Annotated in this window: 30 protein-coding genes; 2 read left to right on the forward strand and 28 right to left on the reverse strand. The window is 69.0% G+C overall.

The annotated features are described in order from the left end of the window. Positions 1–156 precede the first annotated feature (156 nt). The 6 genes from VFH59_RS09370 to VFH59_RS09395 form a co-directional block, all read right to left on the reverse strand. Complete coding sequence (locus tag VFH59_RS09370; protein ID WP_325164623.1) at positions 157–6,636, reverse strand: non-ribosomal peptide synthetase; 6,480 nt, start codon at positions 6,634–6,636, stop codon at positions 157–159. Between the two features lie 64 nt (positions 6,637–6,700). After that, the gene (locus tag VFH59_RS09375; protein WP_325164624.1) at positions 6,701–7,558 is read right to left on the reverse strand and encodes a branched-chain amino acid aminotransferase; all 858 of its coding nucleotides are present in this window, start codon (positions 7,556–7,558) and stop codon (positions 6,701–6,703) included. An 81-nt stretch (positions 7,559–7,639) separates the two neighbouring features. Beyond that, the gene (locus VFH59_RS09380) at positions 7,640–7,990 is read right to left on the reverse strand and encodes a nuclear transport factor 2 family protein (RefSeq protein ID WP_325164625.1); all 351 of its coding nucleotides are present in this window, start codon (positions 7,988–7,990) and stop codon (positions 7,640–7,642) included. Further along, the gene (locus tag VFH59_RS09385) at positions 7,987–8,193 is read right to left on the reverse strand and encodes an MbtH family protein (RefSeq protein WP_325164626.1); all 207 of its coding nucleotides are present in this window, start codon (positions 8,191–8,193) and stop codon (positions 7,987–7,989) included. The genes VFH59_RS09380 and VFH59_RS09385 overlap by 4 nt, the downstream gene beginning before the upstream one ends. 114 nt (positions 8,194–8,307) lie before the next feature. Then, entirely contained in the window at positions 8,308–10,179 is a 1,872-nt protein-coding gene (locus tag VFH59_RS09390; RefSeq protein ID WP_325164627.1) for a non-ribosomal peptide synthetase, read from the reverse strand. Positions 10,180–10,198: 19 nt separating this feature from the next. Continuing rightward, positions 10,199–10,969, reverse strand: coding sequence for a thioesterase II family protein (locus tag VFH59_RS09395; RefSeq protein WP_325164628.1), 771 nt, complete (start codon positions 10,967–10,969; stop codon positions 10,199–10,201). 259 nt (positions 10,970–11,228) lie between these two features. Between VFH59_RS09395 and VFH59_RS09400 the strand changes: the two genes are divergently transcribed. Then, a complete protein-coding gene (locus VFH59_RS09400) occupies positions 11,229–12,371 on the forward strand; it encodes a tyrosine-type recombinase/integrase (protein WP_325164629.1) in 1,143 nt (380 codons plus the stop codon). 225 nt (positions 12,372–12,596) lie between these two features. Here the strand turns inward: VFH59_RS09400 and VFH59_RS09405 are convergent, their stop codons facing one another. After that, the gene (locus tag VFH59_RS09405) at positions 12,597–12,866 is read right to left on the reverse strand and encodes a hypothetical protein (RefSeq protein ID WP_325164630.1); all 270 of its coding nucleotides are present in this window, start codon (positions 12,864–12,866) and stop codon (positions 12,597–12,599) included. A 32-nt stretch (positions 12,867–12,898) separates the two neighbouring features. On the opposite strand from VFH59_RS09405, the gene VFH59_RS09410 reads away from it, so the two are divergent. Beyond that, the gene (locus VFH59_RS09410) at positions 12,899–13,123 is read left to right on the forward strand and encodes a hypothetical protein (protein WP_325164631.1); all 225 of its coding nucleotides are present in this window, start codon (positions 12,899–12,901) and stop codon (positions 13,121–13,123) included. A gap of 11 nt (positions 13,124–13,134) precedes the next feature. On the opposite strand, the gene VFH59_RS09415 is transcribed toward VFH59_RS09410, so the two are convergent. From VFH59_RS09415 to VFH59_RS09515, 21 genes are all read right to left on the reverse strand, one after another. Continuing rightward, positions 13,135–14,988, reverse strand: a complete 1,854-nt coding sequence (locus VFH59_RS09415) for a DNA cytosine methyltransferase (protein ID WP_325164632.1) — start codon at positions 14,986–14,988, stop codon at positions 13,135–13,137. Then, positions 14,981–15,454 carry an HNH endonuclease gene (locus VFH59_RS09420; RefSeq protein WP_325164633.1) on the reverse strand — a complete coding sequence of 158 codons (474 nt, stop codon included), beginning with the start codon at positions 15,452–15,454 and terminating at the stop codon, positions 14,981–14,983. The genes VFH59_RS09415 and VFH59_RS09420 overlap by 8 nt, the downstream gene beginning before the upstream one ends. A gap of 6 nt (positions 15,455–15,460) precedes the next feature. After that, positions 15,461–15,730 (reverse strand): hypothetical protein, encoded by a 270-nt coding sequence (locus VFH59_RS09425; protein ID WP_325164634.1) that lies wholly within the window; start codon positions 15,728–15,730, stop codon positions 15,461–15,463. Then, on the reverse strand, positions 15,723–17,033 hold the full coding sequence (locus tag VFH59_RS09430; protein WP_325164635.1) for an RNA-directed DNA polymerase: 1,311 nt from the start codon (positions 17,031–17,033) through the stop codon (positions 15,723–15,725). The genes VFH59_RS09425 and VFH59_RS09430 overlap by 8 nt, the downstream gene beginning before the upstream one ends. Positions 17,034–17,074: 41 nt before the next feature. Continuing rightward, positions 17,075–17,509, reverse strand: a complete 435-nt coding sequence (locus VFH59_RS09435) for a four helix bundle protein (protein ID WP_325164636.1) — start codon at positions 17,507–17,509, stop codon at positions 17,075–17,077. A 27-nt stretch (positions 17,510–17,536) separates the two neighbouring features. Continuing rightward, a complete protein-coding gene (locus tag VFH59_RS09440) occupies positions 17,537–17,965 on the reverse strand; it encodes a DUF1566 domain-containing protein (protein ID WP_325164637.1) in 429 nt (142 codons plus the stop codon). A 40-nt stretch (positions 17,966–18,005) separates the two neighbouring features. Continuing rightward, positions 18,006–18,533, reverse strand: coding sequence for a DUF1566 domain-containing protein (locus VFH59_RS09445; RefSeq protein WP_325164638.1), 528 nt, complete (start codon positions 18,531–18,533; stop codon positions 18,006–18,008). 52 nt (positions 18,534–18,585) lie between these two features. Then, a complete protein-coding gene (locus VFH59_RS09450; RefSeq protein ID WP_325164639.1) occupies positions 18,586–19,503 on the reverse strand; it encodes a recombination-associated protein RdgC in 918 nt (305 codons plus the stop codon). 3 nt (positions 19,504–19,506) lie between these two features. Next, complete coding sequence (locus VFH59_RS09455) at positions 19,507–19,755, reverse strand: hypothetical protein (protein WP_325164640.1); 249 nt, start codon at positions 19,753–19,755, stop codon at positions 19,507–19,509. Between the two features lie 16 nt (positions 19,756–19,771). Next, positions 19,772–20,020: a helix-turn-helix domain-containing protein gene (locus VFH59_RS09460; protein ID WP_325164641.1), complete on the reverse strand. Its 249-nt coding sequence runs from the start codon at positions 20,018–20,020 to the stop codon at positions 19,772–19,774. 4 nt (positions 20,021–20,024) lie between these two features. Then, complete coding sequence (locus tag VFH59_RS09465; protein ID WP_325164642.1) at positions 20,025–20,255, reverse strand: hypothetical protein; 231 nt, start codon at positions 20,253–20,255, stop codon at positions 20,025–20,027. Then, on the reverse strand, positions 20,239–20,529 hold the full coding sequence (locus VFH59_RS09470; RefSeq protein ID WP_325164643.1) for a hypothetical protein: 291 nt from the start codon (positions 20,527–20,529) through the stop codon (positions 20,239–20,241). The genes VFH59_RS09465 and VFH59_RS09470 overlap by 17 nt, the downstream gene beginning before the upstream one ends. After that, positions 20,526–20,831 carry a hypothetical protein gene (locus tag VFH59_RS09475; protein ID WP_325164644.1) on the reverse strand — a complete coding sequence of 102 codons (306 nt, stop codon included), beginning with the start codon at positions 20,829–20,831 and terminating at the stop codon, positions 20,526–20,528. Before VFH59_RS09475 ends, VFH59_RS09470 begins: the two co-directional genes overlap by 4 nt. After that, complete coding sequence (locus tag VFH59_RS09480; protein ID WP_325164645.1) at positions 20,828–21,127, reverse strand: hypothetical protein; 300 nt, start codon at positions 21,125–21,127, stop codon at positions 20,828–20,830. Before VFH59_RS09480 ends, VFH59_RS09475 begins: the two co-directional genes overlap by 4 nt. Further along, positions 21,124–21,648 (reverse strand): DUF1643 domain-containing protein, encoded by a 525-nt coding sequence (locus VFH59_RS09485; protein WP_325164646.1) that lies wholly within the window; start codon positions 21,646–21,648, stop codon positions 21,124–21,126. The genes VFH59_RS09480 and VFH59_RS09485 overlap by 4 nt, the downstream gene beginning before the upstream one ends. Continuing rightward, positions 21,648–22,610 carry a site-specific integrase gene (locus VFH59_RS09490; protein WP_325164647.1) on the reverse strand — a complete coding sequence of 321 codons (963 nt, stop codon included), beginning with the start codon at positions 22,608–22,610 and terminating at the stop codon, positions 21,648–21,650. The genes VFH59_RS09485 and VFH59_RS09490 overlap by 1 nt, the downstream gene beginning before the upstream one ends. Further along, positions 22,607–23,131 carry an SAM-dependent methyltransferase gene (locus tag VFH59_RS09495; protein WP_325164648.1) on the reverse strand — a complete coding sequence of 175 codons (525 nt, stop codon included), beginning with the start codon at positions 23,129–23,131 and terminating at the stop codon, positions 22,607–22,609. Before VFH59_RS09495 ends, VFH59_RS09490 begins: the two co-directional genes overlap by 4 nt. After that, entirely contained in the window at positions 23,131–23,430 is a 300-nt protein-coding gene (locus VFH59_RS09500) for a helix-turn-helix transcriptional regulator (RefSeq protein ID WP_325164649.1), read from the reverse strand. Before VFH59_RS09500 ends, VFH59_RS09495 begins: the two co-directional genes overlap by 1 nt. After that, positions 23,430–23,825: a hypothetical protein gene (locus tag VFH59_RS09505; protein WP_325164650.1), complete on the reverse strand. Its 396-nt coding sequence runs from the start codon at positions 23,823–23,825 to the stop codon at positions 23,430–23,432. The genes VFH59_RS09500 and VFH59_RS09505 overlap by 1 nt, the downstream gene beginning before the upstream one ends. Beyond that, positions 23,822–24,163: a hypothetical protein gene (locus VFH59_RS09510; protein ID WP_325164651.1), complete on the reverse strand. Its 342-nt coding sequence runs from the start codon at positions 24,161–24,163 to the stop codon at positions 23,822–23,824. Before VFH59_RS09510 ends, VFH59_RS09505 begins: the two co-directional genes overlap by 4 nt. Further along, on the reverse strand, positions 24,163–24,465 hold a 303-nt coding region (locus tag VFH59_RS09515), incomplete at its 5' end, for a hypothetical protein (protein WP_325164652.1). The genes VFH59_RS09515 and VFH59_RS09510, both read right to left, overlap by 1 nt.

Genomic DNA, 24,465 nt, shown 5'->3' on the forward strand with positions numbered 1-24,465 from the left:
CGCTCATTCCGGGCAATACGCATTCCCCTGCGGGGCTGACTCGTTCACGGCTCCGGTAGCGCCCCACCGCCGGCAGCATCGCTGCCTGGGGCCAGCCGGCCGGCCCGGGTGCCGGCGCCTCATCGGCCATCCGGCAGGGCCTGGTTCCTCGGGTTCCTAGAATTCGACGATGTCGGAGAGGTCGCTTTCCCTGAAACGCTGTGCCGCAAGCTGCGCCTGGCGGTGACGCTGGATCGCCTCGGCGAGCGCACGGACGGTGGGCGCCGAGAAGAACGACTTGAGCTCGAGCTCGTAGCCGAACACCTCCCGCAGCCGGTTGGCCAGGCGCAACGCCAGCAGCGAGTGCCCCCCGGAGGCGAAGAAATCGCAGCCGATCCCGAGGCGCGGTTGCTTCAGCAGCTCCTGCCAGATCCCCAGAAGCTGCCCCTGCAACTCGGTCTCGGCCGGCTGCACCGCTCCCTCGGCGTGGCCTTCGTCGGGTACGGGCAGGGCGGCGCGATCGAGCTTGCCGTTGGCGTTGAGCGGCAATTCCGGCAGGACCACATAGGCCGCCGGCAGCATGTGCGATGGCAGCAGCGATGCCAGATGCGTGCGCAGCGCCTGCAGCAGGCGCTCGGCCGGCACGGCGGCATCGCTCGGCACGAGATAGGCGACGAGCCTCAGCTCGGCACCGTCCTCGCGGACGAGGACCACCGCCTGGCGGATGCCCTCGAAGCCAAGCAACTGGGCCTCGATGTCGCCCAGTTCCACGCGCTGTCCGCGGATCTTGATCTGGAAGTCGTTGCGTCCCAGGTGTTCGACACTGCCGTCCGGCAATTGCCTGCCCAGGTCGCCGCTGCGGCACATCCGCGCCCCCGCATCGGGATGGAACGGATCCGGCAGGAAGCGTTCGGCGTCCAGGTCCGGCCGGCGCCAGTAGCCCCGGGCCACCTGGCAGCCACCGACATGGATTTCGCCGCGCACGCCACGCGGAACCGGCCTTCCCAGCTCGTCCAGGATGTAGATGCGCGTGTTGGCGCCCGGCGTGCCGATCGGCACCCGGTCCGGCACGGCGCCGGCCGCGCAGTCCCAACTGGTCGAGAGCACTGCCGTTTCGCTGGAGCCGTACAGGTGGGTCAGGCCGGCTTGCGGGAGCTGCCCGCGGCAACGGCGGGCGAGGGCGCCGGGGAGCGGTTCGCCGCCGCACAGGATGTGCCGGAGGACGACGCACTCGCGCGCGCGTGGATGGTCGAGGAAGGCCTGCAGCATCGATGGCACGAAGAACAGCACGCTGACGCGCTCGCGCAGGATCAGCCCGATCAGGTAGCCGGGGTCCTTGTGACCCTGGCCTTCGCTCAACACCACCTGGGCGCCTGCCAGCAGCGGCCAGAAGATCTCGAACACCGAAGCGCCGAACCCGATCGCCGCCGTCTGCAGGAATTTGTCCTGCGGCTCGAGCGGATGTGCCTCCTGCAGCCACCTCAGCCGATTGACGATCGCGCGGTGTTCGTTCATCACCCCCTTGGGGCGACCGGTGGAGCCGGAGGTGTAGATGATGTAGGCGATATGGGAAGAGTCGAGGCCCACCTCACCAGGCGAAGGATTGGCCACGCTGCTGCCGAGCCACTGCCCGGCATCCGTCTGGACATCGATGACGCGCGAGCGGCGCGTGGCATCCCCTTGCGACAGCGCCGCCTCGATGCGCCCCCGGGTCGCGTCGTCCACCAGCACCACCGCCGGATCGCTGTCGGCCAGCATGATCGCCAGACGCGCCTCGGGATACCCGGCGTCGAGCGGCACGTAGGCGCCACCGGCCTTGAGGATGGCCAGCAGGCCGACCACCAGCGCCGGGCTGCGCTCCATGGCGACCGCGACCGGCACGTCCGGCGCCACGCCCAGGCCGCGCAGGTGATGGGCCAGGCGGTTGGCCTGCCGGTTGAGTTCGGCGTAGCTGAGCGAGGTCTCGCCGTGGATCACGGCCACCGCGTCGGGCGTCCGCTCGGCATGGCGCTCGATGAGCGTGTGCAGGCAATCTTCCGCCGGGTAAGGGCGGTCGGTGTCGTTGCCCAGCGCGAGCACGCGCTGCTGTGAGGGCAGGTCGAGCAGCGGCAGCTGCTTCGCCCGCGCGGCGGGCCGATCGAGGATGGCTTCCAGCAACACGCGATAGGACGAGGCCATCTGCGCGATGCTGGCCTCGTCGAACAGGTCGGCGTTGTACTCCCACTCCGCCAGGATGGCGCCACCCTGGGGTTGCAGGTTGAGGGCGAGGTCGAACTTGGCGAAGCGCTCGGCGAACGGGATCGGCCGGGTGGCCAGCCCCTCGAGCGCCATCCCGGCTGCATCGGTGTTCTGCAGCGCGAACATCACCTGGAACAGCGGGCTGTAGGAGGCGTTTCGCGCGGGGTTGATCCGCTCCACCAGCATCTCGAAGGGAAGGTCCTGGTGTTCGTACGCGTCCAGTGCGTAGGCCCGGGAGCGGGCCAGCAGTTCCACGAACGCCGGGTCGTCCGACAGGTCGCTGCGCAGCACCAGGGTGTTGACGAACAAACCGACCATCGGCGCCAGTGCTTCGTCGCGACGGTTCGCCACGGGCGTTCCCACCACGATGTCGCTCTCGCCGCTGTAACGGGAGAGCAACAGCGCAAAGGCGCTGTACAGGCCCATGAACAGGGTGGCGTCGTGGCGCTGCACCAGGTCCTGCATCCGCGCCACCAGGTCATCCGGCAGCAGCTGGCGATGGACCGCGCCCCGATCGGTCTGCACGGCCGGGCGGGGCCGGTCGAGCGGCAGCCCGTGCAGCAACGGCAAGCCGCGCAGGCGCTCTTGCCAGAACGCGAGCTGCGTCTCGAGGGCGGCCTCGTCGAGCCATCGGCGCTGCCACTGCGCGTAGTCGGTGTACTGCAGCGGCATCGGCGGCAATGGCGAAGGCCGCTGGTGGCGGTGGGCCGCATACAGCGCCGCCAGGTCTGCCTGCAGGATGCCCATGGCCCAGCCGTCGGCCGCAATGTGGTGCACCGTCATGGCAAGCCAGTGCCGGTCCGGCGCCATGCGCAGCAGCTGTGCGCGCAGCGGCCGCTCGCGCGTCAGATCGAAAGGCCGCAGCGCTTCGTCATGCAGGCAACGCTCCGCTTCACGCTGCCGTTCGGACGCACTCAGGGGCGAGAGGTCACGGGTGGGCAGCTCGACATCGGACGGCGGCAGGACCACCTGCCTCGGCTCGCCGCCGGTCTCGCGGTACACCGTGCGCAGGATCGCGTGGCGCGCCACCAGGTCGACCAGGGCCTTGCGCAGCACCTCCGCATCGAGCGCGCCCTCCAGGCTCAGGCGAAAGGGGATGTGGTAGTGCGCACTGGTGCTGTCGAGCCGATGGATGAACCACAACCGCTGCTGCGCATGCGACAGGGGAGCGCTGTCGCCGACTTCCATCGGCTCGATCGGTGGCAACGGACGCCCGGACCCACCTCGAGCGTCGCCGTTCGCCGCCGGCAAGGCATCCAGGCGTGCGGCCAGTTGGCGGATGGTCGGGGCTTCGAACACCGCCCGCACCGGCAGCTCGCTTCCGAGCCGGGCACGGATACGGGTCTGCAGGCGCGTCGCCAGCAGCGAGTGGCCGCCGATCTCGAAGAAGTTGTCGTCGATGCTGATGCGCTCGAGCTTGAGCAATTGCTGCCAGATTTCCAGCAAGGTGGCTTCCAACACGGTTTGCGGCGCCGCGAAGGCATTCGCCGTGTAGGCCTCGCGGTCCGGCGCGGGCAGCGCCTTGAGGTCGAGCTTGCCGTTCTGCGTCAACGGCCAGGCCGGCATCAGGACGAAAGCCGCCGGCACCATGTAGGCCGGCAGTGTCTGCTGCAGCCGGTCGCGCCACTGCTTGCGCGCCTCCGTCGCCGCGATGACGTAGGCGACGATCTGCTTGTCCCCGCTCCTGGCGCGATGCACCACCACGCGGGCGTCCTGCACCCCGGGACAGGTGCGAAGCCGGGCCTCGATCTCGCTCAGTTCGATGCGGAAGCCGCGGATCTTCACCTGCTGGTCGCGCCGACCCATGAACTGCAGGACCGCCCGGCCGTGCTCGCCGGGCATCCAGCGCACCAGGTCGCCGGTGCGGTACCACGAAGGAGAGATCGCGATCGCCGGGTCGGCTGCGAGGAACTTTTCCGCCGTGAGGTCGGGGCGCCCCAGGTAACCCCTGGCAAGTCCCTGGCCCGCCGCGTACAGCTCGCCGATCACGCCGGCAGGTTGCGCCTGGCCGGCCTCGTTGAGCACGAGCAGCTGGGTTCCCGGCGCCGGCAGGCCGATCGGCACGGGGGCGCCGACGGTGCGGGGAATCGGGTAGTAGCTGCTCAATACGCCGTTTTCGGTCGGCCCGTAGTGGTTGATGACGACGACCTCGTCGTCGAGCGCATAGAGGCGTGCCACCGTATCGGCGGACAAGGCCTCGCCACCGACCACGATGCGCCGGAGGCCTGTCTTGCCCCGCCACTGTTCGCTCCACAGGTCGAGCAGGGAGGCGGGGAGGGTCAGCGTGTTGATGCCGTACTCGGCGATGAGGCCGTGCAACGCCGACACGTCGAGGCCCTGGCCGGGGTAGAGCACCAGCTGACCGCCGCGGCACAGCGGGGCCCAGGTCTCCAGCACCGAGGCGTCGAAGGCCAGGTTGATGCTCTGGAGCATCACCGTCTCGCCGTCGTAGCCCAGTGCCTCGGGCGAGCCGAGCAGGCGGCTCACCGCCCGGTGCTCGACCAGCACACCTTTGGGTTCTCCGGTCGAACCGGAGGTGTAGATCGCGTAAGCAAGGTCGTGCGGCTCCGAGCCTGCCGCCGGTGGCGCCGCCGAGGCGGCGATGCGCTGCTGCGTGCCCTGGTCATCCAGGCAGAGCACGGAGGCGTCGCTGTCCGCGAAATGCCCGGCAAGCGACGACTCGGTGACTACCCGGCGCATGCCGGCGTCATTGACGATATAGGCGTGGCGCGCCGTTGGCTGCTCGGGGTCGAGCGGCACGTAGGCGGCGCCCGCCTTCCAGACGGCCAGCACGGCGACAACGAACGCCGGGGTTCGCGGCAGGCAGAGGCCGACCAGTTCGCCAGGACCCACGCCTTCCGCGCACAGAAACCCGGCAAGGCGGTTCGCCCGCTCGTCCAGTTCCGCGTAGGAGAGGCACTGTTCGCGGCAACGCAAGGCCGTCGCGTCAGGCCGGGACGCAGCGGCCTGCTCGAACAGGTGATGCAGGCAGGCATCGGGGACGCTCGCCACCGGCAGCGTCGACCACTCCAGCCACTGGGCCAGCTCGGTCGCGTCCATCAGGGGCAGGCGATCGGCTTCGAGGTCGGGCTGTTCGAGGGCGCTCGCCAGCATCACCAGGAAGTGGTCGAGCATCCGGTTGGCCGTGGCCGGGTCGAACAGGTCGCGGCTGTATTCCAGCGACAGGATGGTTTCGTGCTGGAGGAAGTCCAGCACCATCGACACATCGAAGCGCGCCTTGTCGATCGCCAGCTCGCCGAGGTAGCTCATGTCCAATCCGGGCGACAGCTCGACCGGCGGACGACGATTCTGTACCGCGAGCATGGCCTGGAACACCGGAGCGTGCGCCAGGCTCTGCCCGCCGTCGAGCTCCGCGGCCAACTGACCGAACGGGAACTCGGCGTACGGATAGGCTTCCAGGCAGAGTTGCCGTGCCTGCCGCAACAGCTGCCGGAACGAAGTGTGGCCATCCACTTTCACGCGCAGCGCGAGGGTGTTGACGAAGAACCCGATCAACCCGCGAGTGTCCCTGTCGCCACGCAGTGCGAACGGGCTGCCGACCACCACCTCGGACTGACTCGCGTAGCGGCACAGCCAGACGGAATAGGCCGCCAGCATCAGCATGAACGGGGTGATCCGCTCGCGTCGGCAGGTCTCCTCGATCGCCGCAACCAGCTCGCTGCCGAGCGTGCGTTGCAGCGTCTCGCCGCGGAAACTCTGGGCCGATGGGCGCGGTCGGTCGGCGGGAAGGGCAAGCACGGGCAGTTCCTCGCCCAGCTTCGCCTGCCAGAAGGCGAGCATCCGCTCCCTGGTCGTGTCACCCAGTCGCCCGCGCTCGGCGACTGCCGCATCCGTGCACTGCAGGGGCAGGTCGGGCAGGGGGGAGGGTCGGCCCTCGCGGAACGCCGGATAGAGCTGCTTGAGCTCCTGCAGAAGAATGTCGATCGAGGCGCCGTCGAAGATGATGTGGTGGACCGTCAGCAACAGCTCGTGGCGCTCGTCGCCGAGCCGGTAAAGCGTCGCCCGGAGCAGGGGCGGCTGGCCCAGATCGAAGGGACGCGAAGCGATCGCATCCTGATCGCGCCGCATGCTCTGGCCGGGGGCCGGATCGTCCCGCATGTCCCTGAAGGCCAGCTCGAAAGAAGACTCCGGCACGACCATGGGCGCACCATCCTCCGCGGCGAAGCCCGTGCGCAACACTTCATGCCGCCGCACGACTTCGCGCAAGGCGCGCTCCAGCGCTTCCCGGTCGAGCCCGCCTTCGAGCGCAAATCGCATGGAGGCGTTGTAGAGCGCCTTGTCGTCGGCAAGCTTGTCGATGAACCACAGACGTTCCTGCGCGAAGGAGAGCTGGCTCGTTGGAGCCCCTGCGCCTGCGCCGGCCACACCCTGGGCTCCGGTTTCAATCATCGACGTCATCTTCGAATCGTTCCCTTTCGTACTGCGGTGGCTTCGCACCGCAGGCAAACCGTTTGCGAAAAAGTCAGGCGGTGGCCACGGACGCGTGCGAGGAGCCGTGGGCGAACGCCCGGTACAGGTCGTGCGCGAGCTGCGTGACCGGCCCGTGTGGATAGTGGCGGTCGTCGATCCGGTGCACCGGAAGGACTTTGCCGAAATTGCCCGTGCTGAAGACTTCGTCGGCCTCCAGCACGTCCTGCCAGGGCATGCGGCATTCGACGACCTCGATGCCGGCATCGCGAAGCAGCTCCATTACGCGCGCGCGCGTGATGCCCGCCAGGAAGGTCCCATCCGGTGCCGGCGTATAGACCGTCGAATCGCGCACGACCATGATGTTGCAGGTGGCGAACTCGGCAACCTCGCCGGCGGCGTTGCAAAGCAGGGCATTGTCGAAGCCACGCTGCCTGGCGTAATGCAGCGCCTGCTGGGTCAAGGGGTAGAGGCAGCTGGCCTTGGCGAGCGTAGGCGCCATGTCGGGGCTTGGCCGGCGGAAAGGTGCCGAGCAGGCGCTGAAGCTGTCGCGGGGCATCGGCGCGCGATGGATCACGACGGCGCACTCGGTCGTGTCCGGGTCGGGCACGATGAAGCCACCGCGCGCGAAGAACATCGGCCGGATGTACAGCTCGGCGCCGGGCTCGAACAGCGCGACGCCCTCGCGGCAGATGGCGACCAGGCGGTCCTTGTCCAGCGTGGGCCGCATCAACATGTGCGTTGCCGAGTGCAACAGGCGTTCGCAGTGCTTCTCGAGGTCGGGCGTAACGCCTTCATACGCCCGCGCGCCGTCGAACACGCTGTTGCCCATCCAGAAGCTGTTGTCGCTCAACCCCAGGAGCGCGCGATGCTCACTGGACCACTCGCCGTCGTGCCAATACACCGAATCCATACCGGTTCTCCCAGATCCCTTGATGCTCGGGCCGCGGTGGCCGTCGCCGCCGCGGCGTGCCGACCCGTCGAAGACGCGCGGTCAGATGGCTGCGCGGAAGAAGAACGTCGTGCGCTTGCGGATCAGGCCGTCCTCCAGCTCGTAGGCGTCGGCAAAGCGTTCCGCCAGCGTGGCGCCGTCCTTCGAGCGGCCGCTGAAGTGGCCCCAGCAGATCGCCTTCCCCTCGTCGCGCAGGCCGCCTTCGAGCGAATGCTTGCCCTCGGCGATGATGCGGACCTTGCTGTAGAACTCGAGCAGGGCGGCCAGCCCCTGGATGGGCGGGTAGCCGGGCCGCTCGTAGACCACCTCCGGATGGAAGAACCGCGGGAGGTCATTCCACGACCTCGAATCGATCGCCTCGAACCAGGGGAACTTCGCAGTCGTGGCGCTCATCGGCAGGCCTCCATGTGACGACGGACACTGAGCGGCCGCATGTCGGTCCATACCTCGGCGATGTGGGCCAGGCACGCCTCGCGCGCGCCCTCGAAGCCCGCACCTTGCCAGCCGCGCGGGACCTCCCGGCCCGCCGGCCAGATCGAGTACTGCAGTTCGCCGTTGATGACGACGAGATAGCGCTCTTCGTGTACTGCCTGCATGGATAGCTCCTTCAACCATGAATCAGCGTCGTGACACGAAGGTCCGGCAGGGCGCCGAACCTCCGTCTTCCCGACGTGCAAGCGAAAACACCACGCCTACCGCGGCGTGGTTCCTCAAAGTGCGTCGGCTTGCTCCTCGGCGACCGGCCGGGCGGCCTTCAGGCCGCGGATGTGTTCGACGAGCTGGCCGAGTGAATCCGCTTCGAACAGCGCCACCAGGGGCAGGTGGATGTCGTGTTCCTCGCTGACCTGCGCGCAGAAACGCATCGCCGTGAGCGAGTCGCCGCCCGCATCGAAGAAGTTGTCGGTGGGCGCCAGCGACCGACCCAGCAGGTCGCCAAGCGCGAGCATCAGCGAGCGCGTCAACGGGTCGCCCGGCTCTTCACCCGATGGCAGCGCCGGGCCGGCCTGGCCCAGCAGCGCTGCCGCCCGGGCGGTGAGCTCGCGGCGATCGACCTTGCCGTTGATGGTCAACGGAAGCGCCTCGATGAAGAGGACCCGCCGGGGAAGCATGTAGTCCGGGAGCAGGTCGCGCATTTGCTCCAGCAACGGCCCTTCGGACGGCACGGGGGCACCCGGGCGCGGCACACCATAGGCGAAGAGCACCGACGAGCCGGCGGCGGACTTCAGGTGGATCACGCAAGCATCGTCGAGCCCGCCGGCTCGGCGCAGACAGGTCTCGATCTCGCCCAGCTCGACCCGGAAACCACGGATCTTCACCTGCGTATCGATGCGCCCGATGTAGTCCAGCGCGCCGTCCGGGGCCTGGCGGACCAGGTCGCCGGTGCGGTACATGCGCGAGCCGTCCGTGGCGAACGGGTCCGGCACGAAACGCTCGGCGGTGAGCGCCGGATTGCCCAGGTAACCTTGCGCCAGGCCCGTGCCGGCGACGAAGAGTTCACCCTCCGCGCCGACTGGCAGGGCCGCGCCGTGTTCGTCGAGCACGTAGGCCGCCGTGCCGTTGATCGGCGTGCCGATGGGAACGGCGGCAGCAGGTTCCGGCCGCGCCGTCATGACATGGCAATGCGAAAACGTGGTGACTTCGGTCGGTCCATAGCCGTTCACCAGCATGCGCCCCCCGCCTGCCAGGAACTGGCTGGCCGAATGCGGCGACATCACGTCGCCGCCTGCCAGCAAGACACGGACCCGGGCCAGCCGCTGCAGCGCCTCGCGCCCGAGCGCATTGAACAGCCCGGTGCTCAACAGCAGCACGCTGATGGCCTGCGCCTCGACCAATTCCACGATGCCCTGGATCGAAACCGCGGGCGGTGCGACCACCAGGCAGGCACCGCTTAGCAGCGCGCCCCAGATCTCGAAGGTCGAGCCGTCGAAGGCGATCGACATGCCGTGGTAGACCACGTCCTCGGGAACGAAACTGCAATAGGCCGCGCCGGCGACGAGATCCAGGATCGCCCGGTGCGTCACGCACACGCCCTTGGCCTCGTTGGTGGAGCCGGAGGTGTGGATGACGTAGGCCAGCTCCAGCGGGTGGATGTCGGGCTGGGGCAGGACGCCGGACGCTTCCCCGGCTTGCACGCCGATCTCGGCCACCGCGTCCTTGAACCACGAGGGCGACGCGCTACCGCTTGCGATCGCCAGGACACGGACCATCGCGCCGCGGGCCTGGCTGGCCAGCCGCTCGTCGGGCGCCGCGGGATCGAACGGGACGTACATGGCCCCCAGCTTCAGGATCGCCAGCATGGCAACGACCGCTTCCGCCGAACGGTCCATGTAGATGCCCACGCCCTGTCCGCGGACCACGCCCTTCGCGCACAAAGTCGAAGCGGCAAGATCCGACAGGCGATCGAGCTGGGCATACGTCCAGCTGCGCTCCCCGTCGACCAGGGCGCGGCGGTCCGGAAAGGCACGCACGGCGTGGGCGAAGGCCTGCGGCACGGACGCCGCGGCAGGGAAGGGGGGAAAGCCGTTGCGGACCACGCTGGCGAAACCGGCGGCGTTGGCTGAGAGCTGCATCGAAAGGGTCATCCTTGGCTCCTTTTCCTGCTCATCCGGCCAGGGCGTGTGGCGCGGCGGGGCAGGTCAGGTCGGTCATGAGCGCCTCGGCAAGTGCATCCGTGGCGCTATCGAGAAACATGTGCGCGCCGTCGAAACCACGGGCATGGAAAGTCCCGTCCGTCTCGTCGCGCCAGCTCAGGTAGGTGTCATCCACGCTCGTGTCGCCGCGGCCGTGGTACGCGTGCACAGGCACGCGGTGCAGCGGCTGCCTGCGTGGTACGTAGGTCTCGTACAGCGTCAGGTCGGCGCGCAGCGACGGTGCCGACAGTGCGATCAGCTCGGGCGACTCGAGCACCTGGTCGGGGATACCGCCAAGCCTGCGCACGGCCTCGAACATGGCCATGTCGTCCATGCGGTGCATCAGGGGTCCGTGCGTGATCGCCCTCGGGCCGCGGGAGGCACAAGCAAAGAGCGCGACCGGTGCGGCGAGCGCGGGCCCGGAACGCGCGGCCAGCTCATGAGCCGCCTCCAGCGCCACCAAGGCGCCAAGGCTGTAGCCGAGGAACGCGTACGGCCCGGACAGTCGCGGCACGAGCTCGCCCAGCAGGTCCTCGACCAGCGCCGGCCACTGATCGATGCAAGGCTCGGCGCGCCGGCGTCCGCGCCCGGGCGGCTCGATCGGGCACACCTCGATGCGCCCCTCGAGCCGCCGGGCCAACTGCCGGAACGCCCAGACGTTTCCGCCCGCGAACGGAAAGCAAAAAAGCTTGAGCGGTACTCCCAAACCGACTCCCCCCGAAAGCACAGGCCGTCCATCCACTGCAGGGCTCCGCCACCCCCAAGTGGCGAGGCACGCAATGTATGCCCGAGAATCTTTTCACGATAGCGGCATCGGTTCGACGAGCGCAAGACAGCCCGCCCGCAGTTCCTCGTGCGCGGTTACGGGGCTCACACAATCCATGGCTCAAGCGTGCTGTCAGACACGGGAGCAGGCCTGGTGCCAGCATTCGGAGAATGTCGTTCCCGCCGGGTGGTGCACCTGTGATATTGCGCATAATGTCTATTATGTAAAATAGCCCGTGGCCGGGCTGAAATTACAGAGGGTTCAGCGACTTACCACCCTTGCGCGGGCCCAGAATTGGACCCGACTCGTGATACCGCGCCGTTATAGACAAGAACGGACCCCTGCACTCGACAGCACGGCCCTGAGCGTTGATGACCGGGATGCGCTGGCGCGGTTTGCGCGCATCCTGGCTGGTAGCCGGTCGCCGACGACGGCTCGCCTGTATGTGGGCGTGGCGCGTCGTTGGCTGGCGTACGGCGGCACAGTCGATCGGCTGCACACCGACCGCCTGCACCAGTGGTTGGCTGATCGCCGCCGGCAAGAGGCCTCGCCCGCGACGATCAACGTGGATATCAAGGCGCTTCGCGCCTTCTACGACACCATGGCGCTTCTTGGCCTCGCGCCGCAAGGAGAATCGAATAATTTGCCGTCCAATCGTCGCGTGCCGCACCGCCTCGTGCGCTGGTTCACCGATGACCAGGTGCTGGCCATCCTGTCGGCGCCTGACGTGTCCACCTTCGTGGGCTTCCGCGACGCGGTGATGCTGCGCACCTTGTGGGAAACGGGCCTGCGCGCCAGCGAGCTGGTGAACCTCGGCCTGGGCGACGTGCGGCCCGACGCCATCTACGTGGCAGCGGGCAAGGGCGGCCGTAGCCGCTGGGTACCGATCAGTGCGGAGCTCTACAACCTGATCATCGGCTACATCTCGATGCGCACCGGTAGCCGGCCCGGCAAGCAGGCCGCGTTGTGGGTCAGTCACCGCGGCCGGGCCTTGCGCAGCCGCCGCAGCGTATGGCTCATCGTCAGCCAGCACGCCCGGGCTGCCCTCGGCACGGCCGTGGGGTACGACCGTGTACGCAGGGCCGCCAGGCAGCGACCGTGGACCGGGCACTACCCCCACCTGCTGCGCGCCAGCATGGCCACCACCCTGCTCCACCATCGCTGCCCCCTGCCCGCCATCATGCAGATACTCGGGCATACCTCGCTCGACAGCACGGCGCGCTACCTCGGTGCCGACATCGAGCACCTGCGTGCGGCGATCGCGAAGCATCCGCGCCATGGTTCAGCCGGCCCTCGCGATGCGTCCGCGCCGCCGGGCGTGCCGGGCACCACGGATCCACGTGGGCGCATCCGGAAGCGCCCGAAGCCCGCGCAGTAGCTGGTGGAACTGGTCGCGAGACAGCTGCAGGCAAGACGTAACCCCCCACCGCGCCCAGGCGCAGCCGGTATTCCTCATCGGTGAGGCCTTTGCGCGATCGCGCCAGCACGTGAACCATGCGCACGCGGTCGTGCGTCATCCGCCAGCGCTTGCGGGCGGTGAGTTCCAGGCCGCAGCACCAGGTGCTGGCGGTCGGCTGCTGGCAGCGTGGGCAGGTGCGCATGGTCACCGGCACGCAGGACAGTCAGGCGAACCGCAGGGAAACTCGGCGTCCGGGAACTCCTCCTCAGGGTGGTGGCTGTCCCCTTCGCCAAAGCCCTTGGCACAAGCCACGCGGCCGGCGTCAACCCAGCCGCCGGCCTCCGGCAGCAGGCGGAAGGCCACGCCCGATGGACTGCCGGCATCCAGGCGCCTCGCCACGATGGCATAGACGGCTTGGCCACCGTCCAGCGTCACGTGCGCACCGGGCTCAAGATCAACGCTATCCTCAACCATCACCGGATACTCCGAAGCAGATCGAGGGACGCATGAATAGGACACGGAGCAAGGCGCCGATTCACCTGCGCGATGGCGTCCACAAGGGGCAGGCCTACATCCTGACGATCTACGAGGGCACCGGCTGCTACTGGATCGATTCCATCGAAATTGATGGGTTGCCGAGGATCCGCGACAAAGAGGGCGACCGCTTCACCACCCTTGAGGGCGCCGTGGCAGCGGGGCACACGATGGCGCGCGACTTCATTGAGGCGTAGCGGTTCGCGTTTCATGCCGCAAGAGCCCTCGGCTCGGTGACCTGGTCGAGGTTGGCGCGGGCGATTGCGGCGAGCGGCGGCGGGCTTACGCTGTTGCCAACCATGCGGACGCTGGCGCTGATGCTCAGCGGCGTACCGTCGGCGGTGCGGTCGATGATGTAGCCAAGCGGGAAGCCCTGAGCGCGGTAGAGCTCGTGGGGGCGCAGCATGCGCAGGCCGATGTCCACGATGACGTAGGGCGTGCCGTGCAGGGAGACGGTGACCAGCGCCAGGCGGTCCTTGGTGGTGACGGTGGTGATCGGTTCGCCCAGCTCGGCATGCTGGCCGCCGGTGCTGTGGTAGCGCATCAGGAATGCCGCCACGCGCAGGGCGCCAGCTTCGTGTTCGGGGCTCAGGGTGCACTCGACCACGGCGTGGTGCTCGCCACCGGCGCTGATGGTGGCCAGCGGGTCGCCTACGGCGGCGGCGCTGCTGGTGCCGCGCAGCTTCGCCATGTGGGCAGTCACCAGGCGCTGCTGGCTGCCAGTGGTTGAGATGGTGCTGACAGGCTCATGGGCGCCGCGCGCGCGGGCTGGATTGCCGTTCTCGCCGCCGCCGTGGGCCTGCTCGAGGAAGGCGGTGAGGATGCCCATGGCGTGGGCGGCGCCAGCCGGGCGAGCCGCGCCAGCGCCGCTGGTGATCGTCGGCAGCGGCGCCTGCACGTCGGCGCCGTCGCTCTGCCCGCGGAACTTGACCAGGTGCGCGGCGGCCAGCGCGTGTTTCACGCCGCCACCGACCGCGGTGCCGAGGGGCTGCTGCAGGTCCAGCGCCCGCGGCGCCTGCCCGGCACGCTCGCCGTAGCCGGTCTGCACCAGCGTCGGCGCCACCACCGCATGCGCGCCGCCCTTGGGCCAGGCCGTGACCACGCCCAGCGGCTCGCTGGACGCCGCCACGCCGTTGGCCGAGGCGTTCGCGCACTGGACGATGAACGGCGCGGCCGCGTTCAGCACGTACCGGTGAATCCCCTTGGCAATGCGCCGGCAGGTGGCATCGGCGAGCGGCTTCTTACGCTCGAAGATCGACGGGCACGGGACCGACCAGTCGATGCAGTCGGCGGCAGTGACATAGGGGTGCGCGCGGCCGGGGCCGTGCGTGGGCTCCGGCCAGCGGATCGGCTGGCCATCCCGGCGCGCAACCATGAACAGGCGCTCGCGGCTGGTGCCGGCGCCGAAGTCGCAGGCGCGCAGGATGCGCCACTCGACTACGTAGCCAAGCGCGCGCAGCGCGGCTTCGAACTGCCGCCAGGTGCTTCCGTGGCGGCGCTTGTCCGGCACCAGGAACTGCTCGCGCAGCGGCACGCGCTCGCCGCGGGCGGCGATGGTACCGTCGATTTTCACCACGCGACCCGTGTCCTTGTCGCGCTTGGCGACCAGCGGGCACCAGCCGAGGATCTGGCGCACGTTCTCCAGGCTGATGATGCGCGGGGCGAGGCCGTGGCGTGCGAGCGTGCCGGCGACCTTGACCACCACCCAGCTCAGCGAGCGCGTCGCACGGCTGCGCGGCTGGCCACCCTTGGCCTGGCTGAAGTGCGTGCAGTCAGGCGAGGCGTGGAACCAGCCGACCGGGCGGCCATCGACCTCGCGCAGGATGTCGACGGTCCACACGTCGGCTTCCATGTGGTGGGCGAACGGATGGTTCGCCGCGTGCATGCCGATCGCTTGGTGGTCGTGGTTCACCGCCACGTCCGGATCGCGGCCCAGCGCCTGGCGCAGCGCCTCGCTGGCACCGCCACCGCCGGCGAAGAAGTCGAGGACGATCTCGCCAGCCCGCAGCGCGCTGGCGAGCGGGCGGGTGAAGTTGAAACCGTGCTGTGTGCCGTCAGCCATGGGCGGCGGTCTCCTTGCGCTGGTAGGTTCCGGGCCGGCCGCGCCGGCCCCAGGTGGCGCCGCGCCAGATGGCGCGGATGGCGGCGGGCTGCACGTCGAACTGGGTGGCCAGCTGCGTGGCGGTTTGCAGGCCCCTGCCCCGTTTGGCGCGCTTGATCACGGCCACGTCCTGCGCCGTAAGCGTGGCGCCCACGCCGGAACGGTTGGCCTCTGCCTGCGGTCGCGCGACCAGGTGGTGCGGGTTGCAGCAGGTGCGGTTGCCGTGCAGGCAGGCGACGGTGAATGCCTCCGGTACCGCACCCCAGAGCACTTCCCACATCCAGCGCGCCGCGGTCATCGCCCGGTCGCGGTGCTGCTTGCGCGCGTAGCCGGCCGCATCGATCGCGCCCTGCCATTCCCAGCAGGCGGACGGGTCACGCGGTAGCTTTACGAGCGGCTTGAGCGTGATGCCTGGTGCATGGGCCATGGCGCTTTACCAGTCGCTCCCGGCCAGCCAGCCCGGCTCATTGCCGTGTTCGGCCAGCATCTGGCGCACGCTCGTCGTGCCTCCCGTGCGGTTCTCGTTCTCGTCGAACTCGGGTTGCGGCGCGTCAAGTTCGGCATCGGTGAGTTCGCGCGGGTAGCCGTACTCCGGGTCGTCACCGGTCATATCCCGGTAGAGCGTGGCTGCCTGCTCCGCGCTTTCGGCTGCGAACAGGTCGGAGTCGTCGCACTGGTACACCTTTAATACGTTGTCATGCATTGGAAACCCTCACAGTGAGGCGCCGCCCGCTCAGGCGGTGATGAAACCGGCGCCGGTTATGGGTAAGCGCGGCGAGCCAGGGCCGCCGGCGCAGGAAGTGCTGTTGCAGTCGCCAGCTGTTCGCGTGCGCCAGGTGGCCCTGGTAGCTGGCCCAAACGGCATCGAGCCGCTGGAAGTCCTCAGGGGTACCTCGGAACCCGGCGGCGGTTTGGTGCGCCTGCTGCCAGCGCTGCAGGCTGTCCGCGGCGTGCCGCAGCACGCGAGAGCGCACACGGGTGTGCGTGGGGTAGACCACGTAGCCGAGGAAGTCGATGCCGGCGGAGAGCGGCCGTAGGCGCTGGTCCGCCTTCAGTCCAAGGCGCAGCTCCTGCCCGAGGAAGCGCTCGATCGCCACGCGCCACTCCTCGAGCTGCGCCCGATCGCGGTGCACCAGCACGAAGTCGTCCACGTAACGCAGGTAGCGCTTGGCCTTGAGCGTGTGCTTCACGAACTGGTCCAGCGCGTCCAGGTACACATTGGCGAAGAACTGCGACGACAGGTTGCCAATCGGCAGGCCGCACCCGGGCGGTGCGTTCTCCAGCCGCTTGTGCGGTGGCACCAGGGCCCGTTCCGTCGCCGTGGCGCGGTAGATGACACCCTGCTGCTGCACGGGGTGGCGCAGCAACGCATGCACGGCCCGCATGGGCACCTCGCCCAGGCCGGCTCGGGTAAGCCGCGCCTTGAGCATGCGATACAGCGTGGCACGGTGGATCGAGTTGAAGCAGTTGTGCACGTCCAACTGCAGGTACCAGCCCCCGCCCTGCCCGCTATGCACTTGTCGGGCGAACTGCTGCAGCCGGCGCACCGCGGCATGCGTGCCCTTGCCCTTGCGGTTGGCGTAGCTGTCGTGGATGAACGTGGGTTCGTAGATATCTTCGAGTTGGGGCACCAGCCAGTGGTGCACCACGCGGTCGCCGAAGTCGGGCGCGTGGATCTCCCGTGCCTTCGGGCGGGTGGCCACGAAGCAGGTGGTGGGCGCTGGCGACCAAGTGCCGGCGTTCAATCGGTCCTGCAGGTCAAGCATGCGATCGATGGAGCGCAGCTCGAACGCCAGTTGGTTGCGGCTCGGCTGCTTCTTGCGGCGTGCAGCGCGCCACGCCTGGTACAGAGCCCGAAGGCTCGCCTCACCCTGACACTCACCGGCCGGCGACACGCGACGCACAGCCCGGACGAAGGCCCTGTTGTTCCGGTTGTTGTTGTTCACGTTGCCGTTGTTGAAGTTGACGATCCACGCGCAGCCCGAAGACCACGCATCCCCGCGCACTTGCGATCCGGCCGCGCATCCCGTCGGGTAGCAAGGCGTCGTCATCGATTGGCCTCACACGGCGAGGCGGCACGGGTACTCAGTGTCTTGGCACGCTGCCCCTGCGCTCGCGCCGGGGCACTCTGGCCTTGAGGGTGATGCTGCTTGCGCCATCCGCCGACCTGGCGGCCCAGGTCGGCGGCGGCACGTGCCAGCTTCTCGAACTGCCCGAAGCTGGTGAACACGCGAAGCTGTTTGCCCAACTGAAGGGCCAGCTTGAGTTCGTCCACCTCCCACACCAACTGCTCAAGCCACTTCGCCTGCCGCGCGCGGTCGCGGGCGGCACGGTTGGTGGTGGAAAGCACGGCCCACATCCGCGCGCGCAGCTTTTCGCCGAACGTGTAGCGATAGCGGCGCGGGAACAGGGCCGATGCCTGCTCGATGTCTCGGGCAAGGCCTTCGGCCAGGCGCACGGCGGGTGGAAGGTTGAAGCTCATGGTTCGATCAGAGCGCCAAGGGGCCAATCACTGACCGGCCGGCGACACGCGACGCACAGCCCGGACGAAGGCCCTGCCGTACCGGTCGTGGTTGCCCACGTAGCCGTAGCTGAAGTAGACGAGCCACGCGCAGCCCGAAGACCACGCCACGGGCGTGCGGGTCCAGTACCAGTCGCTCTTGGCGTCGCGGAAGAACACCGGATCGATGGCCGGGTTGTAACGCGTGAGGTCGAGGATCGCCTCCAGTTCCTGCCGCTCCGGCATCTGCCAGTCGTTGAAGCTGGCGAGCGTGAGGTTTGCGCATGCGGCTTCCGCCTGCTTGAACGTCAGTTCACCGGCGCCAGTGTCGGTGGCGCTGAACATCAGCCCGAGCCGAGGCAAAAGCACAGCATCCCACTGGGGCGCATCGGGCTGCAGCTGCTCGCCATTCGCGCCGATCTTGATCATCGTTTCCATGGATGGTTTCCTTAGGAGTGGAGAGTGGCCAAGAGGCCGATCACTGACCGGCCGGCGACACGCGACGCACAGCCCGGACGAAGGCCCTGTCGTGCCGGCTGCAGTCGTGCACGTGGCCGCTGTTGAAGAGGACGAACCACGCGCAGCCCGAAGACCACGCCGTGGGCGTGCGGGACCACACCCAGTTCGCGTTGCTCTTGAAGAACGCGGTGTCGATGCAGGGGTTGTGGCGGCTGAGATCGCGGATCGACTCCAGCTCCTCCAGGTCGGGCAGGCGCCAGTCGTCGAAGCCGCCCAGGCGCAGGCTGGCGCAGTGCTGTTCGGCCGCCTCGAAGTCCAGTTGCTTGGGGCTTTCCTCGGCCGCCCACTGCAGGCCGGTCTTGTGGTCAGTGACCGTGGCGCCGTCTGCCGAGAGCTCGAAGCGCGGCGACTCGTCGGAGGCGGTCACAGCATCGATGCCGGCAGAGATCTTGCTGATCAGCGGCGCCACCAGGAGCCCGCAGGTCTCCTGCGCCGGCGCATGCACATGGATCGTGACGCGATCGATACGAATGTTGGGCTGGCTCATCGTCATTCCTTGGGTGGGTAGCCGCGCGGTGCGCGGCAAAAGGGGTGTGTGGTCAGGCGTCTTTCGGGCGCGGCAGTGCGAACCACTCGGCCATGCGGCCGAGCAGGCGCTCCACCTCCAGCGAGAACAGCGCGAACCGAGCGTCCAGTTCGGCGGCGGCGTCCGGCGCGCTGTCGGCCAGCTCGTCGAGCACCACGTCCAGCAACTTCAGGTGGCGCACCACCAGGTCTTCGCCCAGCACGAAGCTTAGGCGGCCGTCGAACACCAGGCCGAGCTGGAAAACCTGCTTGCCGTTACGCAGGTGTTCCTTGATTTCCTCGCTTTCGAGGTCCTGCCGCCTGCAGCGGGCGATGGCGCCGGCGTTGCTGCCGGGGTCGCGCAGTTCCACCACGTCGCCGAGCGCCAGGCCGGCCGGCAGCGTGCCGTTGGCTAGCCAGTCGGTGAGCAGCACGCGCGGCCCCTCCTCCGGCGCCAGCGGCACGGCCGGGAAGCTTCCCAGCGCCTCGCGCAGCTGCGTCAGCACCGTCTCGGCGGCCTTGCGGCCGGCGGTGTCGAGCACCAGCCAGCCGGCGGCGGTATCGACGTAGCCGGACAGGCGCGAGTCGCGCACGAAGGCGCGCGGCAGCAGCTCGTTCAGCAGGTCCTCGCGCCTGCGCTTGCGCTCGCGCCCGCCGACCTTGCGGCCTTCCTGCTCAGCGATCTTTTGCACGCGCCGGTGCAGCTCGTCGTTGACCACGGCGGCGGGCAGCAGCTTGTCGGCGCCGCCGGCGGTGAACCAGGTGAAGTGCTTGACGGCGTGCGTCAGCGGCGAATCGGCCTCGCGCCCGATCGGCGGCACGAACCCACGGGTGAACAGCTCCATCGGGCCGCACGGGCGCAGCCGGTGGTCGGCGAGTGCCTCGTCGAGGCGCGCCAGGTCCTGCGCCACTGCGGGCGAGAAGCGCAGCAGGGTGAGGTTGCGGAAGAACATGGCTCAGTCCCTCCCCTGCAGGGCGCGCGTGCGCCGCCGCTGGCGTGCGCGCTTGCCGTGCGCAGTGAAGCCGCTGGCCTGCGCGCCGGTTCCGCGCGAGCGTGTGAGGCCAGGCCGGTACTTGCCGTGCCGACGTGCACGCGGGAGCTCGGCGGGGATGGGCTTTTGGCTGACGACCATCGGAGACAACGATTGGGCGCCGGCCAACAGCGCCATCGCCAAACCGGAAAAGAGCATGGGGCGTCGAAACATGGATTCGTCCTTGTGGTCAGGCCGCGCGCTTGGCGGGCGTGTTGGGCAGCAGGCTGTACTGGGCGACGCGCACCGTGGCGCGCCGCCGGTCGCGCACGGTCACCATCTGCATGCCGATGGCGTAGCCGTGGTCGGTCTTGAGCTCGTGCAGGCGGGCCTGCACGCAGATGACGCCGCAGCGCTTGATCAGCTGCATGGTCGTGGCCGGGCCTTTGCGCAGCTCGGCGAGAATCGCTTCATGCTGGGGGCTGAGGTGGTCGGCCACGGCTTCAGCCCTCCCACGCGATGCAGTTGGGCGTGCGGCACTTGCCGCTGGTGCGGGTCGGTGCGCCAGCGTCGTCGTACTCCACCCGCACGTCGCAGCGGCCACCGCAGCAAGTGCAGCGGTAGGCCCCGTGGGCCACGCCTAGGCGCACGGCGCGCCCGATCACGCTGGCCTTGGCTTTCTGGCCGGCCTTGGTTTCCATCAGGGGCACAACGTCGTCAGCGATGGCGTGCATGGAGGGCCTCCGCGGTCGTCTTGTTGAGGGCGTCGATCAGCGCATCGGCGTAGCGCACGGAGCGCAGCGCCAGGTGATCGGCGGTGGGCGCGCTGGTGGTCACGTTGCCGCAGCTCGCCAGCAGCCCCTGCAGGGCAGCCGTGGCGATGCGCTCGCGGCGCGCTTCGATCAGGCGGCGCACGTGGGCGATCAGCTCCTCGGGTGTCGCGTCAGGCGCGGGGAGCTTGCCGATCGCCGGCGGCAGGTCGCGGCCTTTCGTGGGGTTGGCGTTCACCCGTGCGCCCTCCCCTTCGCGCGCGCCCGGATCGGCCTCACGTTGGTGATCGCCGGCAAGGGCAGTGGCAGCGTCTCGCCGAGCTGGCCCCATTCGCTGATCGCGCCGGCGAGCGACGGGTGCAACTTGGTCTTGCGCCGGCACGGCGAGCGGCACTCCAGGAGGTGCCTGACGGGCACCGGGCCGAAGACCACCGGCTCACGGCTGGTGCGGCCGGTAACTTCCCAGTGCAGCGGCTCGCGGCGGCAATCGGCGCATGCGGCGAAGGTACCCGGCGCGTACGGGATCTGTTGCTGCTTCATGCGGGTTCTCCCTGGCGCTGCGTGCGCTCGAAGGCCAGCCAGCGGCAGGCGGTGGCGCGCGACACGTTGAATTCCTCCATCACCCGCTCGGCGATCGGCAGCTGACGCATGCCGGCCACCCAAGCGAAGAACCGCGCACGGCCCACGGTGGGCATCTCGAGCGATTCGCCCAGCTCGACGAACAGCCGAAAGGCCTGCTCGCGGGTGAGTTCGCGGTAGCCGGCGCCGATGTACACGGTGAACGTGCCGGCGCCGTCCTTGCCCACGGTGGGGCGCAGGTCCATGACGGCGCTCATGCGGCACCAGCCGTTGCCGCCACCAGCGACACCAGGGGGGTGCTGTAGCCCAGCATCAGCGGGTGCATCGGGTCGCCACTCTTGGCATGCCCGAAGCACATCACCGGCTTGCCACTGGCCAGCAGCTGCACACGCACGCGGTCGATCTGAGGCCACAGGGAGCGCGGCATTTTCAGCCGGCTGCCCCAGCACGGCACGAGAACATCGCAGCTGTCGACCATGGCCGCGATCGCCGCAAGGTTGCCCGGGCCGATCGGGTCAGGCGGGCACGCCAGGGCGCTCACATCGGTCGCGCGCCAGGCGAACAGGTTCACCACCACGAACCCACGGCCGCCCCAGCGCTGCACGAAGCCACGCCACTTGCGCACGGTGGCGTCGTCCACCTCCGCATCGGCGGTTGATGGGTTCACGCCCACGAAACCGAACAGCGGGCCCTGCTCGCCGACCTGGCGGGTCAGTGTGTAACGGTAGCGTCCGCACTCGGACAGCACGGCGCCAGCGGATACCAGGAGAGGATCCATCAGCCAACCCTCCTTGCGTCCAGGTCCGCCCGCTCGCGCAGCACGTGGCGCACCACGGCGGCCGCCTGGGAGCCGTACACGGAGGCGGTGGTGGACTTGCTGCGGTGGCGCGCCAGGTGCTGCCCGGCCTCCAGGCCGAGCTGCTCCACCACGTCGCCCACACGGCGGTGGCGCAGCAGGTGCGGGTGCAGGCCCGGCATGCCGTGCTGCTCGCCGAGCTGGCGCACCCGGTTGTGGATCTGCTGGCGGGTGATGCGCGTGCCGCGGTTGCTGACGAAGATGGCCGCCTCGCCCTCGCGGGCCATGCGGTCGCGCACACGCAACCAGTCGGCCAGCCATTCCGCGCTGCGCTTGTTGATCGGCACCACGGCGGGCTTGCGGCCCTTGCCCAGCGTGCGCACCTCGCAACGGGTAAGGTCCACCGTGTTGAACGCCGGGCGCGCCGGGTTGGGCACGTCCAGGCCGGTCAGGTCGCCAACGCGCAGCGCCGCGTCCAGCGTCAGGCGCAGCATCGCGCGGTCGCGCAGGTCCTGCGGCGTGCGCGTGGGCAGCGCGTCCATCATGGCCAGCAACGGCTGCAGCTCCGGCGCGATCTTCGGCAGCTGCACGAAATGCACGTTGTCATCCTTCGTCGGGTCGTGACTCAGCCAGCCCTCGCGGATGCTGTGCAGCACCAGCTGCCGCAGCACGGTGAGCTTGCGGGCCTGGCTGCGTGGCGACAGGCCGCGGTGCCCGAGACGATCCAGCCAGCGGCCGACCAGGCGCTCGCCCACCAGGCCGATCAGTTCCACGCCCTGCGTGGTGGCGTAGTCGGCGAAGTCCTGCAGGTCGCCCGCGTAGGCCACCAGCGTGTTGAGCGCGGCGTTGCGCAGGCGCTTGCGCTGGAGGAAGTGCTCGATGGCCTGGGTGAGCGTAACGGGCGTAACGCTGTGGCCGGCGATGGTGATGACGTTGGAGGTCATGCGGCACCCCCGACACCCTTCATAAAGCACATCCAATGCGTGCCGCCTTTCTTTCCAGACGGATGGCCGAACAGCGGGCGCTGCTCGGTCAGCGCGAGCACCTCGCTCACGCGAATCTGCGTTTCGTTCCACTTGAAGATCAGCACGCCGTCATCAGCTAGCACTCGGAAGCACTCGGCGAATCCGGCCCGCAGGTCATCGCGCCACGTGAGCGGGTTTAGCGCGCCATACTTCGCGCGCATCCAGCTCTCCTCGCCCGCCTTGCGTAGGTGCGGCGGATCGAACACCACAAGCTTGAACGCTGCGTCCGCGTAAGGCAGGCGCCTGAAATCGAGTGGCACATCAGGAAAAATGGAGAGCGAACGGCCATCGCAGAGCGTGTGCTGCTCCTGCCTGATATCGCCGTACACCACTGCCGGGTTGTTGCGATCAAACCAAAACATCCGGCTGCCGCAACACGGGTCCAGAATCTTTTTCTCGGCTCCGGCCGACGCCGGAAGCACATTGAGGGAGCCATCCATCAGGCAGCCCTCCCCGGCACGTACCACTCGGGCACGAGCTTCGGCCCGGCCGCGCCGCCGGCGGCGAGCCACACGGCGCTGACGCCGTAGGCTGCGCCCAGGCGATTGAGCGCCGGCATGTTCGGCTGCTTGCCGGACTCCCCGCCGCGCTCCATGCTCTGCAGCCGCTTCACCGTGATCTGGCCGAGGCCTGCGGCCTCCTCCTCGGTGAGGCGGACGTGGGCCCGGGCAGCCCGCAGGCGGCCGTGGTAGGTATCGTTCGGGTCCAGCCCGCTCAGTCGGTTGGTGGCGGCGGGCATCAGGCGGCCCTCCGTGGCGTCGCCGCGCCGCGCACGTCCTCGAGCTTGAAGTTCGTTTCGCCCACCAGCAGCCGCCAGCCGGGCAGTTCCAGGTTCTTGAACGTGCCCGGGTACTCGCGAAAGGCGGCGAGCGCCGCAGCCAGCGCGCCGCTCGGCGTGATCACCGTGCACACCTTCATCGTCGGCGAGCCCTCCCGCGCGAGCTTCACGTCGAAGCTCGCCATCTGGTCGTGGGCATCGGCCCACGTGCGCAGGGTCGACCGGGAAATGCCCAGTTCCGCCGCGACTTCCTTCAGCGGGGTCTTGGATTCCTTGGCCTCGGTGCGCCGCTGGTGCGCTTTCGCGCAGTGCTCCAGCGTGCCCGGGCCCGTATAGAGACAGGGGGGGGTATTCAATGGCGCACCCTCCCCTGCCCGCCCTTGCCGCCCGCGATCAGCGGGTAGCCCGGTCGATGCAGGCGGAGGGCGTCGACCATGCGCAGCGGCATGGTGGGGTACCAGCGCATCAGCGCTGCCCGCCCGGCCGCCATTTGGCGTGCGTCGGGCGCTTGGGTTAGAGTGGTCATGTTCTCCGTTCTCCAAGGGGCGGTGGAACCATCCGAACGCCCGGGGTTGCCGCCCCGGGCGTTCTCTTTTGCAGCAGACGCTGCGCCGATGGCCCGGCCGAGGCGCGCGAACCTCAGGGGGAAAGCCGCACGCACCGCGGCCAGGCCATCGGCGAAACGCCCGAACATCAGGTCACGTCCTCCACGCTGTCGCAGGGCTCGCCCTTGGCGTGCTGGCGAATGGCACTGCGCAGCGTCACCACCTGCCCCAGCAGCACGTCCAGCTCGCGCAGCGCGCCGTCGGCGTGCGCCGCGTCGCGGGCGTCGATCACGCCGTCGTCGAGCATTGGCGCCAGGCGCTTCACGCTTTCACCCATGTGCTGCAGCAGCTCGCCGATCTGGTGCTGCTGCCCGGCGGGCAGGTTCGGCGGGCAATGCGCGGCCAGCAGCCCAAGGCGCGCGCTAAGCTCGGTGAGCGCGTGGTCGCGGTA

It is taken from the genome of Frateuria sp., assembly GCF_035695185.1.
Lineage (GTDB): Bacteria > Pseudomonadota > Gammaproteobacteria > Xanthomonadales > Rhodanobacteraceae > Frateuria_A.

Coding starts and splice junctions, on each gene's coding strand:
- VFH59_RS09370 (WP_325164623.1), bottom strand. CDS start 6,636: ATGACGTCGATGATTGAAACCGGAGCCCAGGGTGTGGCCGGCGCAGGC.
- VFH59_RS09375 (WP_325164624.1), bottom strand. CDS start 7,558: ATGGATTCGGTGTATTGGCACGACGGCGAGTGGTCCAGTGAGCATCGC.
- VFH59_RS09380 (WP_325164625.1), bottom strand. CDS start 7,990: ATGAGCGCCACGACTGCGAAGTTCCCCTGGTTCGAGGCGATCGATTCG.
- VFH59_RS09385 (WP_325164626.1), bottom strand. CDS start 8,193: ATGCAGGCAGTACACGAAGAGCGCTATCTCGTCGTCATCAACGGCGAA.
- VFH59_RS09390 (WP_325164627.1), bottom strand. CDS start 10,179: ATGACCCTTTCGATGCAGCTCTCAGCCAACGCCGCCGGTTTCGCCAGC.
- VFH59_RS09405 (WP_325164630.1), bottom strand. CDS start 12,866: ATGGTTGAGGATAGCGTTGATCTTGAGCCCGGTGCGCACGTGACGCTG.
- VFH59_RS09410 (WP_325164631.1), top strand. CDS start 12,899: ATGAATAGGACACGGAGCAAGGCGCCGATTCACCTGCGCGATGGCGTC.
- VFH59_RS09415 (WP_325164632.1), bottom strand. CDS start 14,988: ATGGCTGACGGCACACAGCACGGTTTCAACTTCACCCGCCCGCTCGCC.
- VFH59_RS09420 (WP_325164633.1), bottom strand. CDS start 15,454: ATGGCCCATGCACCAGGCATCACGCTCAAGCCGCTCGTAAAGCTACCG.
- VFH59_RS09425 (WP_325164634.1), bottom strand. CDS start 15,730: ATGCATGACAACGTATTAAAGGTGTACCAGTGCGACGACTCCGACCTG.
- VFH59_RS09435 (WP_325164636.1), bottom strand. CDS start 17,509: ATGAGCTTCAACCTTCCACCCGCCGTGCGCCTGGCCGAAGGCCTTGCC.
- VFH59_RS09440 (WP_325164637.1), bottom strand. CDS start 17,965: ATGGAAACGATGATCAAGATCGGCGCGAATGGCGAGCAGCTGCAGCCC.
- VFH59_RS09445 (WP_325164638.1), bottom strand. CDS start 18,533: ATGAGCCAGCCCAACATTCGTATCGATCGCGTCACGATCCATGTGCAT.
- VFH59_RS09450 (WP_325164639.1), bottom strand. CDS start 19,503: ATGTTCTTCCGCAACCTCACCCTGCTGCGCTTCTCGCCCGCAGTGGCG.
- VFH59_RS09455 (WP_325164640.1), bottom strand. CDS start 19,755: ATGTTTCGACGCCCCATGCTCTTTTCCGGTTTGGCGATGGCGCTGTTG.
- VFH59_RS09465 (WP_325164642.1), bottom strand. CDS start 20,255: ATGCACGCCATCGCTGACGACGTTGTGCCCCTGATGGAAACCAAGGCC.
- VFH59_RS09475 (WP_325164644.1), bottom strand. CDS start 20,831: ATGAAGCAGCAACAGATCCCGTACGCGCCGGGTACCTTCGCCGCATGC.
- VFH59_RS09480 (WP_325164645.1), bottom strand. CDS start 21,127: ATGAGCGCCGTCATGGACCTGCGCCCCACCGTGGGCAAGGACGGCGCC.
- VFH59_RS09485 (WP_325164646.1), bottom strand. CDS start 21,648: ATGGATCCTCTCCTGGTATCCGCTGGCGCCGTGCTGTCCGAGTGCGGA.
- VFH59_RS09490 (WP_325164647.1), bottom strand. CDS start 22,610: ATGACCTCCAACGTCATCACCATCGCCGGCCACAGCGTTACGCCCGTT.
- VFH59_RS09495 (WP_325164648.1), bottom strand. CDS start 23,131: ATGGATGGCTCCCTCAATGTGCTTCCGGCGTCGGCCGGAGCCGAGAAA.
- VFH59_RS09500 (WP_325164649.1), bottom strand. CDS start 23,430: ATGCCCGCCGCCACCAACCGACTGAGCGGGCTGGACCCGAACGATACC.
- VFH59_RS09510 (WP_325164651.1), bottom strand. CDS start 24,163: ATGTTCGGGCGTTTCGCCGATGGCCTGGCCGCGGTGCGTGCGGCTTTC.